10 protein-coding genes are annotated in these 12568 nt (G+C 37.9%); 3 read left to right on the top strand and 7 right to left on the bottom strand.

Annotated features, from left to right (window positions below):
* Positions 1-100 precede the first annotated feature (100 nt).
* From AN964_RS19975 to AN964_RS19945, 7 genes are all read right to left on the bottom strand, one after another.
* Positions 101-1105 carry a sensor histidine kinase gene (locus tag AN964_RS19975; RefSeq protein ID WP_055741575.1) on the bottom strand — a complete coding sequence of 335 codons (1005 nt, stop codon included), beginning with the start codon at positions 1103-1105 and terminating at the stop codon, positions 101-103.
* Positions 1098-1793 (bottom strand): response regulator transcription factor, encoded by a 696-nt coding sequence (locus tag AN964_RS19970; protein WP_055741574.1) that lies wholly within the window; start codon positions 1791-1793, stop codon positions 1098-1100. The genes AN964_RS19975 and AN964_RS19970 overlap by 8 nt, the downstream gene beginning before the upstream one ends.
* 453 nt (positions 1794-2246) lie before the next feature.
* Positions 2247-3323 carry a type 2 isopentenyl-diphosphate Delta-isomerase gene (gene fni, locus AN964_RS19965; RefSeq protein ID WP_055741573.1) on the bottom strand — a complete coding sequence of 359 codons (1077 nt, stop codon included), beginning with the start codon at positions 3321-3323 and terminating at the stop codon, positions 2247-2249.
* 164 nt (positions 3324-3487) lie between these two features.
* Entirely contained in the window at positions 3488-4807 is a 1320-nt protein-coding gene (locus AN964_RS19960; protein ID WP_055741572.1) for an MFS transporter, read from the bottom strand.
* Between the two features lie 247 nt (positions 4808-5054).
* Positions 5055-6029, bottom strand: a complete 975-nt coding sequence (locus AN964_RS19955) for a TAXI family TRAP transporter solute-binding subunit (RefSeq protein ID WP_055741571.1) — start codon at positions 6027-6029, stop codon at positions 5055-5057.
* Positions 6026-7390, bottom strand: coding sequence for a sigma-54-dependent transcriptional regulator (locus tag AN964_RS19950; protein WP_055741570.1), 1365 nt, complete (start codon positions 7388-7390; stop codon positions 6026-6028). Before AN964_RS19950 ends, AN964_RS19955 begins: the two co-directional genes overlap by 4 nt.
* Positions 7387-9312, bottom strand: a complete 1926-nt coding sequence (locus AN964_RS19945; RefSeq protein WP_055741569.1) for a transporter substrate-binding domain-containing protein — start codon at positions 9310-9312, stop codon at positions 7387-7389. The genes AN964_RS19950 and AN964_RS19945 overlap by 4 nt, the downstream gene beginning before the upstream one ends.
* Positions 9313-9555: 243 nt before the next feature.
* Here AN964_RS19945 and AN964_RS19940 point away from each other — a divergent pair, with 243 nt between their 5' ends.
* The 3 genes from AN964_RS19940 (at position 9556) to AN964_RS19930 (ending at position 12507) form a co-directional block, all read left to right on the top strand.
* On the top strand, positions 9556-11076 hold the full coding sequence (locus tag AN964_RS19940; RefSeq protein WP_055741568.1) for a multicopper oxidase family protein: 1521 nt from the start codon (positions 9556-9558) through the stop codon (positions 11074-11076).
* Between the two features lie 156 nt (positions 11077-11232).
* The gene (locus AN964_RS19935; protein ID WP_055741567.1) at positions 11233-12228 is read left to right on the top strand and encodes a hypothetical protein; all 996 of its coding nucleotides are present in this window, start codon (positions 11233-11235) and stop codon (positions 12226-12228) included.
* A gap of 15 nt (positions 12229-12243) precedes the next feature.
* Complete coding sequence (locus AN964_RS19930; RefSeq protein ID WP_055741566.1) at positions 12244-12507, top strand: helix-turn-helix domain-containing protein; 264 nt, start codon at positions 12244-12246, stop codon at positions 12505-12507.
* Positions 12508-12568 lie beyond the last annotated feature (61 nt).

Here is a 12568-nt window from a genome sequence, read left to right as displayed (position 1 = left end):
TTGACTCGCTCCTTGGATTTGATAGTTCTATTATAAAAGAGCCTTTATTTTGTTATCCTTCGATTGAACGAACAAATGAGAAAAGCATGTGACATTTTTGTCACATGCATGAAATTTGGTGAAACTCATTTTTTCTTGGGAAGGCTAATATAAAAGTCGTTCCTGTTCCTGGTTTTGACTCCACATTTATAGAAATGGACAGGGATTTCGCCGCTTTTTTTGCTAAATAGAGTCCCATGCCTGTTGCAGCATGATCTTGATGGTCAGTAGTGGAGGTAAAGCCTTTTTCAAATATCCGCGGTAAGTCCTTTGGGTCAATGCCGCGTCCAAAATCTTCGACCTCCAGATATACCTGTTTATTAATTTCATAGGTTTTAATGTAAATATCGGATGCATCGCTGTATTTTATAGCATTTGTTAATAGTTGTCTAATGATAAAGGCTACCCATTTTCCATCACTAATCACTTCGGGAACTTTTAAATCCATATCAAATCCAATGCCTTTTTGCATACACCATGATTGCAATGTTTTTATTTCCTTAACCAATATTGAGTGTAAATCCACTTTTTCGATATATAAATCGTTCTTCATAAATGGAATACGCTTTTGATGAAGCTGAGTGTCAAGCAGCAAATGGATACGCAGCCATTCATGGGTTAATTGCGCTTTTAGCTTTTCATCTTCTATTCGATCTATAATTAAATTCATTGCGGTTAAGGGTGTTTTTACTTCGTGAATCCAAGATAATAATTCATCTTTTTCTTTTTCCAATGACATTAGATGCAGGGAGGCATTCTTTTTCAGCTGTTCGGTTTGGTTTGTCATACTATCTTCGATTATTTTTTCAAAGGGGCTTTCTGCTGCGGTTATTCTAGATAGATCGAGATCAGCCTCCCACTCATCCATGCTCTTATAGAACTTCGTTTCCTTTTGGTAGCGCATGACAATGAATAGGATAAAAATGATAAAAGATAAAAAGACCATATATAGAATGGACGTTAGCGGGATTGCCGAATCAATAAAAGCGACAAAGACAAATAGTAATTGCAAAAAGAGAAAGAGAGAAATCCAGCTCCATCTTTCGATTAAATATTTTCTAAGCATATGAAATTCCCTCTTCAATTGCTATATAGCCTTGACCAACCTTTGTTTCAATATAGCGTCCTAAGCCAAGCTCATCTAATTTTTTCCGCAAACGGTTTACATTCACTGTTAAAGTATTATCACTAACAAAACGCTCATCTTCCCATAAGCTTTTTATTAGTGCCTCTCTGCTAACAATTTTATTTTTTTGTTCAATCAACTGTTTTAATATGAATATTTCATTCTTTGTCAGCTCTATAGATCCCAGTTCATTGGCGACTAAGTTTTTTTCGTAATCAATCGCAGCCCCGCACCAGGTTTTAAGGGAAACCTCTTCTGTATTGTAATTATATACACGACGGAGGATTGCCTGGATTTTTGCAATGAGTACATCAAAATGGAAAGGTTTTTGGATAAAATCATCCGCTCCGAGCTGCATAGACATGACCATATCAGTAGGATGATCACGTGAAGATAAAAAAACGATGGGAACCTTCGAATGGGCACGAATCATTCGGCACCAATGAAAGCCGTCAAATTTGGGCAATTGGATATCAATAATGACTAAATCCGGTTTTATTGCTGTAAATTCCTGCATAACATTACTAAAATCCATTATTCCATATACTTCATAAGACCAACTGGATAATCGATCTTTGATTTCCTGAAAAAGAGTAGCATCATCTTCAATTAGTAAAAGTTTAAACACTAATATCACCACACGATTTGTATTTCTTTAAAAATATTGTATAGTAAATCCTAATTTGGTGCTATTAGGGTTTTCATTAATGTCGTTAGTAGGAGGCATGTGAAGAGATCGATGTTCCATACAGCAATTGTAAAGGAAGAAAGGTGAGTGATAAAAAAAGTCAAATTCTATTTGGAAGCGTAATGCAATGAAGGACAATTAAATGTCTTTGATGAAGAGAAATGTCCTTCATAGAGTGAATGAAGGACAGTCTGATGGTTTAAAGGAAAGTATTTGTCATTCATAAAGCATATGAAGGACATTTTGCGGAATTAAAAAGAAGTATTTGTCCTTCATAAGTCCGATGAAAGACGTCCCAAAGATTTATAAGCAAATTTTGTCATTCATAACTTGTTAAAGTTAGCCTGTTTACAAGTTAATTGAGCTCCAGCTACTCCTGGAAAAGTCTTTATTTCACAGTCTCCCTCTATTAGCAATAGCAACAATATCAATTCCTCTCATTTCACACCATTCCCGCACTTCTCCCGTAATAACAAGAGGGAAAGCACATAATTCCTCCATGTTTCGGGCTCCTAACATCGTACAAATCGTTTTCATCTGTTCATGCCAGTTGATTAGTTCCTCTATTGCTCGTTCCGTCCCCTCATTTTGAAGAACACGTAAGATTGGACTTGCTAAGCCGATTGCTTTTGCCCCGAGAGATAAGCATTTTACCGCATCTAACGGGTTTCGGATCCCGCCTGATGCGAATATCATCATATCATTCATATATTCTTGAGCTTCTAATAAAGAAATAGGAGTCGTCTGCCCCCATCCTCTTAAATAGTCATATTCCTGTTTTTCTCTCCGACGATTTTCAATTCCAATAAAATTCGTTCCTCCGCGCCCGCTTATGTCCACATATTGAACACCAATCTCTTTTAACAATCGAAGTGTATTTCTACTCATCCCAAATCCGACTTCTTTTACGATAACAGGGATTTTTACGTGTTTTATGATTTTCTCAATTTGAGAAAGCCAGCCTGTAAAATCACGTTCTCCTTCCGGCATGATCAGTTCTTGCGGCGCATTCAAATGAATTTGTAAAGCGTTGGCTTCTAACATCTCAATAGCATTCAAGGCAAAGTCAAGTAAGACATCGGCCCCAACATTAGCAAAAATAGTTCCTTCAGGGTTATTCCTGCGTACAATTCGATAGGTGTCTGCAAGTGATTCATTACGTAAGCCTGCATGCTGAGAACCAACACCCATCGCTATACCTGTTGCTTTAGCTATTATTGCAAGCTCGGCATTGATTTTCCCTGTTTTTTCACTACCACCTGTCATTGCATTTATATATAGAGGACTTTTCAAATCCAAGTCAGGTAAGACTACATGAAGATTAATATCGCTCCATCCTATATTGGGAAGGGAATGGTGAACAAAGGTAAGATGGTCAAAATGTGAAGGTGGGAGGCGGTCATCTAATAGAGCAAGCTGCACATGTTCATCTTTTCTTTTTTCACGTTCCTTATTCTCATCAAATTCCATTAACAATGTCCTCCTTTGTTCCAGTAGCATACTATTAGTATGGGATAAGGAAAAACACCTTACCCATTTTTTCTAGTTAGAAAAGGACAGAGGTTATGATAGTAACATACATTTTTACAAAAAAACAAATAAAACTGCGACAAATATGCCGCAGCTTTATACGTTTAAGCTGATTTATTTTTTGCAAGAAGCTCAGCTTCAATATGAGAGTTCTTGGATGATTCACTCATCCGCCAATATGTGATTAGACTTATGAAGATACATGCTGCAACATAGTAGAAGAAGACAGATTCGACTCCTGCATTCTTCAACCACAATGCAACGAACTCGGCAGTTCCGCCAAATATTGCAACAGTAAGGGAATAAGGAAAACCTACACCAAGCGCACGTATTTCAGTAGGAAATAACTCTGCTTTTACAATGGCATTAATCGAAGTATAACCGGTTACAATAGCAAGACCGATCATCATTAGAATAAAAGCAAAGATTGGGTTTTGTGTTTGTTTCATTAGTAAAAATAATGGGACGGTAAGTAATGTTCCCAGGATGCCAAAGCCCAGTAATAGCGGCTTACGGCCAATCTTGTCTGATAGTTTTCCTGCCAGTGGTTGAAGAATAACAAATATAAGTAATGCAATAAAGTTAATCCAGCTGACTGATTCTTTATCAATTCCAACTGTATTAATCATAAATTTTTGTAAATAGGTTGTATAAGTATAAAATGCAACGGTTCCTCCAAGTGTTAAACCAACAACGGTTAGAACTGCTTTTGGATATTTCATTAAGACTTTAATTGTCCCGGCATTTTTACGAGTTTCTTTATTCATTTCAGAAAATTGATCAGATTCGTCCATTGTTCGACGTAACCATAGGACAACTAAAGCTCCAATTGCTCCAATGACAAAAGGGATTCTCCAGCCCCAGGAAATCATTTCATTTTCATTCAATACTTGTTGTAGAATAATTTGAACCCCAAGAGCTAATAATTGTCCAGCCACAAGTGTAACGTATTGGAAACTAGAGTAGAATCCGCGCTTTCCACTGCTGGACATTTCGGATAAATAAGTAGCGGAAGTTCCATACTCTCCACCTAACGAGATTCCCTGAATCAGCCTGGCGACAATTAAAATAATAGGTGAGATAGCTCCAATGCTATTGTATCCAGGAGTACAGGCAATAACTAAGGAACCTAGGGCCATAATGGTGACAGAAAGTGTTAATGCGGCTCGGCGGCCGTATCGGTCAGCATAGCGTCCCATTATCAGGCTTCCTATTGGGCGCATAAGGAATCCAATAGCGAAAACGCCCGCTGTGTTTAATAACTGAATAGTAGGATTTCCTTTTGGAAAAAACTCAGCTGAAAAATAAACGGCAAATGCGGAATAAACGTACCAATCATACCATTCAATCAGGTTCCCAAGCGATCCTTTAAAAATGTTGGTCGTAATGCGTTTTGTTGCAGCACGATCATTGGCTTGCTTCATTTTAATTCCCCCTTTTATTTAAGTGATCATTTTACCTTTTGATTGTTTATCCAACCCTTTGTTGGTTGTAAACGGATTCAAAATAAAGAATGCTAAGTATTTTCACTCGTATGTATTCTTTATGCAAGTTTCGTGCCAAGTCATTGTTTTAAAGTTTATAAGGATTGTGTAGGGATGAAAATAAAAGAAACCGGCAAAAATATCCGTATTGTAACGGAAACTTTTGCCGGTTAACCTTTCTGGAAATCTACTTATCATACAATTCCTCAAAGTATTTTTTTGCTCCCGGATGGAGAGGAACAACAAGACCTTTCCCTGCGTCGATTCTATTAATACTGTTCGCTGCTTGATGTGCCATTTGCAATACATCCAGATTTTCAAAGAAAATTTTCGTCATTTTATAGACTTGATTCTTTGATAAATCGGATCGCACCAAGAGTATGTTACGGATGGCAACTGTTGGAATGGGATGTTTATTTTGATAGACGCCAGCAGGTATCTCTGACTTCTCAAAAAAAGGGAATTGTTTCGTTAGATGATTGATATCAGAAGACTTGATAGGCACAATCATGACTTCTTTTGAGCTTTGCAACTTTAAAACCGCATTATTAGGAAGACCAGATGTAACAAACGCTGCATCGATTTTTTTGCTTTTTAATTGTTCAATTGCTTCTTCATAAGAAAGATATTCAGGTTTTATATCATTATAGGTGATTCCTTGTTCATTTAGAATGATGCGTGCGTTTGCTTCTACTCCACTATTGGGGGCGCCAACGCCGACTCGCTTTCCTTTTAAATCAGACACGGATTTAATCTTATTAGCGCTCAGTGTTACAATTTGCACATAGTTGGGATATAGCCCTGCCATTGCTTTAAAGCCTTGAGTGGATCCATCTTTCAATTTGCCCAGTTCATTAAGTACGGAAGAAGCTGCATCAGACATGACAAATGCCAAGTCTGCCTTGTGATTTTCCAATAGCTTTATATTTTCAACGGATCCATCTGTTGATTGAATCGCGGTTTTGTAGTGAAGTTTCTTTTTATATACTTTCGCCAGTGCCTCGCCGATAGTGAAATAGGGGCCGGAAGTATCACCAGTTGCAATGGTTATGAATTTTTGTTCGGGATTAGGAGTGCTTACTCCTTTGTTCGAGGCTTTCGTACAACCAGCTGTCCCTAAAATTAAGAGTAGTATTATCATAAGTGAAAGGATCTTTTTCATTTTGATTCCCTCAAATACTGCTTTAGTTTTTCACGTAATCCTCGTTCACTTATGGCTAATTGCTTGGCGGTATTGGTTCGATGGCCGTTGTTTTTTTCTAAAGTATAAAGGATATACTCCTTATTAACCTCCGCAAGTGTTCGTCCTTCCGCTATAAATAGACCGCTTTCTTTTGCAGGTGCAAAAGTAAATTCCTTGTTAAAGACCTCATTGGGAAGATCTGATGCTTCTATGATATCCATATCTGAAAGTGCCATTGCATATTCTAAAATGTTCGATAGTTCCCGTACATTACCTGGATATGGATATTGATATAAAGTTTTTTTGGCTTCCATACTGCATTTTTTGGGCGGAATGTTCATGCTTGCAGAATATAGATTCAAAAAATGCTGGATCAGCAGAGGTATATCCTCCTTTCGTTCACGTAAAGGGGGAACGTGGATAGGAATCACGTTTAGACGATAATAAAGATCTTCACGGAAATTTCCTTTTGCTACTTCTTCTAAAAGATTTCGATGGGTAGCGGAAATGATTCGAACATCCACTTTCTTTGTCTGGTCAGAACCAAGCGGAGTAACCACTTTTTCCTGAATAACCCTTAAAATCTTAGCTTGGAGGGTTAACGGCATCTCTCCAATTTCATCAAGGAAAATTGTTCCACCATTAGAACGTTCAAAGAGTCCTTGTTTTCGTTCGAATGCGCCGGTGAATGCACCCTTTTCATGCCCAAACAGTTCACTTTCAAGCAATGTTTCAGGAATCGCAGCACAATTGATGACAGAAAACGCACTTTTTTGGCGATTTCCTTGAAAATGAATGGCACGGGCCACCAGTTCTTTTCCAGTTCCGCTTTCTCCCATAATCAGAATATTGGAGGGAATATCCTTTACCTTTTCAATCAATTGGAATACCTTCTGCATGCTCTCACATTTACCAATTAAACCTGCATAGGTTTCTTGCTGACGAACTGCTTGACTTAACACTTGGACTTGATGGTGCAGGTGTTGAAAAGTAAGAGCTTTTGTTAAAAGGAGTTTTACCTCCTCGAGATTCAGCGGTTTGGTCAGATAATGATAGGCACCTGCTTTAACTGCCTCAACAGTAGATTCAATCGTTCCATAAGCGGTCATGATAATCACAACTGTTTCTGGCTTCTTTTCTTTTATGTTTTTGAGGAGGTCAATTCCATTTGTCTTACCTAGATTAAGATCTAGTAAAATACCATCTATATTCTCGGTTTCTAGTATTTTTAAACCCTTTTCAGGATCCGTTTCAGTCCAAATCCTGTATTCATCCTCAAGAGCGAATGAAAGAGAGGAACATATTGCCTTTTCATCATCAATGATAAGAATATTCTTCATGATGCATCTCCTCCGTTAATAAAAAATAGGGTAAAAGTGGTACCTTTATATTTCGTACTATTTACTTTTATATGTCCGCCATGCTCTTGCATAATTTTTTGACATATATATAGACCTAAACCAATCCCTTGACTCTTTGTGGTATAAAATGGTTGGAATAAATGGGGAATGTCCTGTTCTTTTATTCCAACTCCAGAATCAGTAATATCAACCTGAATTAATTGTTTATTTATTGCTGCATGAAATCTCAATTGCTTTTTCTTCGATTCTTTCATTGCCTGGGTGGCATTTAGAACCAGATTGATAAGAACTTGTTTGATACGATTTGGATCCATTAACACATTTATGGTCGTAGGGATATGAATCTCTGTCTCTATCCCTTCATTATGGAACTGCTTCTTAAACAGCCCTGTAATGGATTGAACCAACTCGTTAAGATTTATCCATTCCAGATTCATAGATTTTTCCCTTGAATAATCCAGTAAATCCTCGATAATTCGGTTCATCCTCTCCACTTCCTCAGGTACATGCTGGACAAGCTCAGACTGGAAGCGTGGGTCATTAATTTTTCTTGGAAGCATTTCCGTAAAGGTTTTTATAGCAGTAAGCGGATTGCGGATTTCATGGGCAATACCGGCGACAAGTTGGCCGAGTGCCCGCATTTTTTCCTGTGCAATTAGCCGCGCCTGCAAGTGTTTTTGTTCCGTTCGGTCTTGTATGCAAAGTATGCCTCCCACTATTTCTCCAATTCCGTTTTGTAAGGAAGCAATATAATATTGAAGAATACGATCTGTACCATCATCAAGATGAATCTCTCCATGAAGCATACGCTGTTCACCTATTTCCATCACCTTTTGCAGAGGGAGCTGAGGCAGAAAATCAAAGATGTTTGTTTCCGAAGGGTTTCCTCTAATTCCTAACAGGTTACTGGCAATATGATTGATTAGGATAATACTACCTCTAGGATTAAAGGAAAGAATTCCATTATCTACACTATCTAACACCTTTGATTGAAAAGCATAACTATCTGCCAATGCAGCTGTCTGCCTGTTAACTTCCTTTTTTAAACGTTTATTCCAATAAAAAATTCCTACTAGAATAGCAAAAATCACTCCTGTTAGGATAAGCAATATGTAGACTAATTTTCGCCACCAGCCAATTTCCAACGCACCGTATGGCTCTAGATATTGGGAATATAAGCGTTCATAAGTACCGTTACGATGAAGCGCTGCCAATCCATTATTTAAATCTTTTAATAGTTTATAATTTCCTTCACGTACAGCAAAGGCATAATCCGATGGCGGGATTAATCCTGTACGAACTCTATAATTCATTCGGTTTTTGGTGTGCTGAAGGATATACTCAACTGTCGGGCGGTTTCCTAAAAATACATCTGCTCTACCTAGAAACAGCATGTCCATTGCGTCCAATTGGTTAAAGGACTCCAGCATTTCACTTCCTCTAATATTCTCGAGTTGGGAAATAACAGTGTCATCTCGCTGAACCGCTACAACTTTGCCCTTCAAATCATTTACACTTGAAATGTCCCGAATAGAGGATGGGATGACCACTGTTTTTGGTATTGTCAGGTAAGTGTCACTGAAATCAAAAAACGTGTCGCGAGTACTTGTATATTCTAATCCGGCTATTAAATCAAGTTTTCCTTCTTTTAACATTTCGATGGCATCATCCAATTCAAGGGGAAAAAACTTAATCTTGTATCCTTGTTGCGTGGCAATATTCTGAATAAGTTCGATTTCGAATCCCGATGCTTCCCCTTTTGGGCCTAAGTAGGAAAGGGGAGGAGCATCCTTGTCAAAGCCGACACGAATAACATGAACCTCTTTTGCTTTTGCATCGAGAGAAAAGCTTGGGAAAAGAAGTACTGTAATAAAAAGCAAAATTAAACATAAATATCGCAAAAAAGGGACCTCCCATTTCAAATGGAAAACCTATTGAAAATACTATAAATTTATATTTTTAGAATAGTCATACCCTATATTTTAACATGCTTCTCGGAAATCAAACAGGGTTGGGACGGTAGGGTAAACGGAGGTGACATTCATGTTTACCTAAAAAACAACTTAATTGGAAAATACGCCCACCCCTAAATGGGTTTGTGTGCATCTAATATTAAGAAGAATGATGGAGTGGAGTTGAGGATGATGACACGCAAGCTCGAAAAATTTGTTGATCAGCTTCCTGCTATTAATACAATTAAGCCTTTAGAGGTGAAAAATAAAAGAGCTTTTTATGAGATTAAAATGGAGGAATTTACGCAGAAGCTTCATAGGGACCTGGAACCGACTCGTTTATGGGGATATAATCGTCAATTTCCGGGCCCGATGTTTGATGTTAACAAAGGAGAACCAATAGACGTAAAATGGATGAATAACCTTCCAGGAAAACATTTGCTTCCGCTTGATGAATCAATTATCCACCATGAGCCGGAGGTAAGAACGGTGACTCATCTGCATGGAAGTGAGACAAGGTCGGACAGTGATGGTTATCCGGAGGCTTGGTTTACGAAGGATTTTAAGCAAGTGGGTCCATTTTTTAAAAGAGAAATTTACCATTATCCCAATCGACAGCGTGCTGCAACTTTATGGTATCACGATCATGCTATGGGGATTACACGCCTCAACGTATATGCCGGACTTGTTGGGATGTATATTATTCGCGATCAGGAGGAGCGGAGACTAAAGCTGCCAACAGGGGATTATGAAATTCCACTCATTATTGCCGATCGCTCTTTTAATGAGGATGGTTCCTTATTTTACCCTAGTCAGCCCAATAATCCTTCAAGGAATCTGCCAAATCCGTCGATCGTTCCATTTTTTTTGGGAGACACCATTTTAGTAAACGGTAAAGTATGGCCATATATGGAAGTGGAACCTAAAAAGTATCGGTTTCGTGTCTTGAACGCGTCTAATACAAGAGGATATCAATTATACCTTGATTCAGGTCAATCCTTTTATCAGATTGGAACAGACGGAGGATTATTGCCTAGGACGGTAAAATTAGACAAATTGGTAATGGAACCGGCGGAACGAGCGGATTTAATTATTGATTTCTCGAAATATGAAGGAAAATCAATTATATTAAAAAATGATCTAGGATCTAATCCAGATCCGAATGATGAAACGTTTGATGTTATGCAGTTTCGAGTTACTAAAACACTCACCAAGGAAGATACAAGTAAAATTCCTAAACGATTGAGTACAATTCCTTCATTAAAAACGGGCATGGTAGCGGGGTACCGGAATTTAAAACTGATTGAATCTAATGATCCATTAGGGCGTCCTATGCCATTATTAAATAATAAAAAATGGGAAGATCCTGTGACGGAAAAACCTAGGTTAGGTACAACAGAAATTTGGTCTTTCATTAATACCATGCCATTTACTCATCCCATTCATATTCATTTAATCCAGTTTCAAATATTAGACCGGCGTCCATTTGATTTGGATTTTTATAATAAAACAGGACAGATCCGATATACAGGTCCTGCAAGACCGCCGGAACCAAATGAAAGAGGGCTAAAAGATACAGTGGCTGCACCAGCCGGGGAAGTGACCCGTGTAATAGTCCGTTTCGGTCCTTATTCAGGCCAATATGTTTGGCATTGTCACATTTTAGAGCATGAAGATCACGATATGATGCGTCCGTTTATTGTTAGGGAATAGGGGATAGGTCTTCTCCCACTTTAGTGGGAAATGGGACCTGTCCCTCTGTTTGTTTTTTCTAAATTATCTTAACTTTATAGTTGGTTTTTGTTATGATTAAATCGTAAGTAGTAAGTAATAAGTAGTTAGTAAAATTTAATCCAGGAGGGTCAAGTTATGAAGGAACTTAGTTTTGCTCAAAACTTTTCTTTGATAGCACTTAACGCTCAGGAAAGTACCCGTTTAACTAATTCAAAGAAGGTGTCCTTGCGTTGTATGGCTGCTGCTGCATTATTAGAAATTTATTTGGATAAGGGTCTAAGTGAAAAGGGAGAAAACCTTACTTTTGAATTAGAGACCTTGAATAATACTTCGATGCCTTTATATCAACAAACTGTCCTTAAAATCTTGCTTAGCAGAGATAAATCCTTATGTGAGACACTCCCGAAATATCTATTAAAGGTTCTTAAATTTTCTAGCAAACAATTAAAGGAAGTGGAGGATGCTTTTGCCTTTACATTAACAAGGGAAAATGTAATGGAGGAAATTCCTGCTCTCTTAAACAGTGATTTGGAGTTTGTCACAGCAGGTATTGAAATGAGAGAATACCGCAGTAATGCAGAAATATTCACAAGACTGACGGAAAGTATTCGTGCTGAGATTTTAGAAGATGGGCCAATAACAGATGAGGCCATCATTATGATTTGGTTATTGAGGGAAAGCGGTTGTATATACGACCTTTTCTCAAAAGAAGAGTTAAAACATGTAGCTGCTCGCATTTATGAATTATATGATAATACCTCTTTAGGAAGAGTAATTTTCCCAATTAATATTCATAAAACAGTCGAATATGCAGTGAAAAATTTCCTAAAGATGAAAAAGGAAATGATGTCTACTCCATCAGGATCAGGAATTAACTTTGTTTTTCCGATTATCGAGAGATCCCAGTCCATTTTTATCGATACGGAGTCCTACTTTTCTAACAAGGAGGACCGTTTACGTGATGTAAAGCAGAGACTGGAAAGTAATGGCCACAACATTACAGTCATTCGTGAGGGAGAAATTCCGCTTATTAAAATAGATAATGTTCTATACGAAGCGGTCCCTCATGCAAAGCAGTATAGATTTCCTGTTCATGGTGTTCGTTTGATAAAATATCCATTATCTTTATAGTAAGGAGGAAAGGAATTGTCCCGTCAACGTTCTATGGATAAAATACGTGCATCTGATTTCGTATCGATTGGGGAATTGGTACGTCTAACTGGATCCCGTTATAGTACTCTAAAATTCTATACAGAAGAAGGGATGCTTCCTTTTGAGCAAGAGGAGGAAAATAGAACAAGGAGATTTCCCAGAGAAAAGGCGATTTCCAGAATAAATGAAATAAAGGACTTGAAAAAACAGGGGCTTAGCATTCCAGAAATAAAAGAAAGATTAACTAGCAAGGATTGAAATTAGGGAACAAACCCCTTGTCCCACTTTAGTAGGATAAGGGATCTGTTCCTTTGTGCCA

The organism is Heyndrickxia shackletonii (genome assembly GCF_001420715.1).
GTDB classification, from domain to species: domain Bacteria; phylum Bacillota; class Bacilli; order Bacillales; family Bacillaceae_C; genus Margalitia; species Margalitia shackletonii.
This window is presented reverse-complemented; position numbering and strand designations above follow the sequence as displayed.

What these genes read in the sequence shown, in the direction of transcription:
- AN964_RS19975 (WP_055741575.1), bottom strand. Translation starts at nt 1,105, where the DNA reads ATGCTTAGAAAATATTTAATCGAAAGATGGAGCTGGATTTCTCTCTTT.
- AN964_RS19940 (WP_055741568.1), top strand. Translation starts at nt 9,556, where the DNA reads ATGACACGCAAGCTCGAAAAATTTGTTGATCAGCTTCCTGCTATTAAT.
- AN964_RS19950 (WP_055741570.1), bottom strand. Translation starts at nt 7,390, where the DNA reads ATGAAGAATATTCTTATCATTGATGATGAAAAGGCAATATGTTCCTCT.
- fni (WP_055741573.1), bottom strand. Translation starts at nt 3,323, where the DNA reads ATGGAATTTGATGAGAATAAGGAACGTGAAAAAAGAAAAGATGAACAT.
- AN964_RS19935 (WP_055741567.1), top strand. Translation starts at nt 11,233, where the DNA reads ATGAAGGAACTTAGTTTTGCTCAAAACTTTTCTTTGATAGCACTTAAC.
- AN964_RS19955 (WP_055741571.1), bottom strand. Translation starts at nt 6,029, where the DNA reads ATGAAAAAGATCCTTTCACTTATGATAATACTACTCTTAATTTTAGGG.
- AN964_RS19960 (WP_055741572.1), bottom strand. Translation starts at nt 4,807, where the DNA reads ATGAAGCAAGCCAATGATCGTGCTGCAACAAAACGCATTACGACCAAC.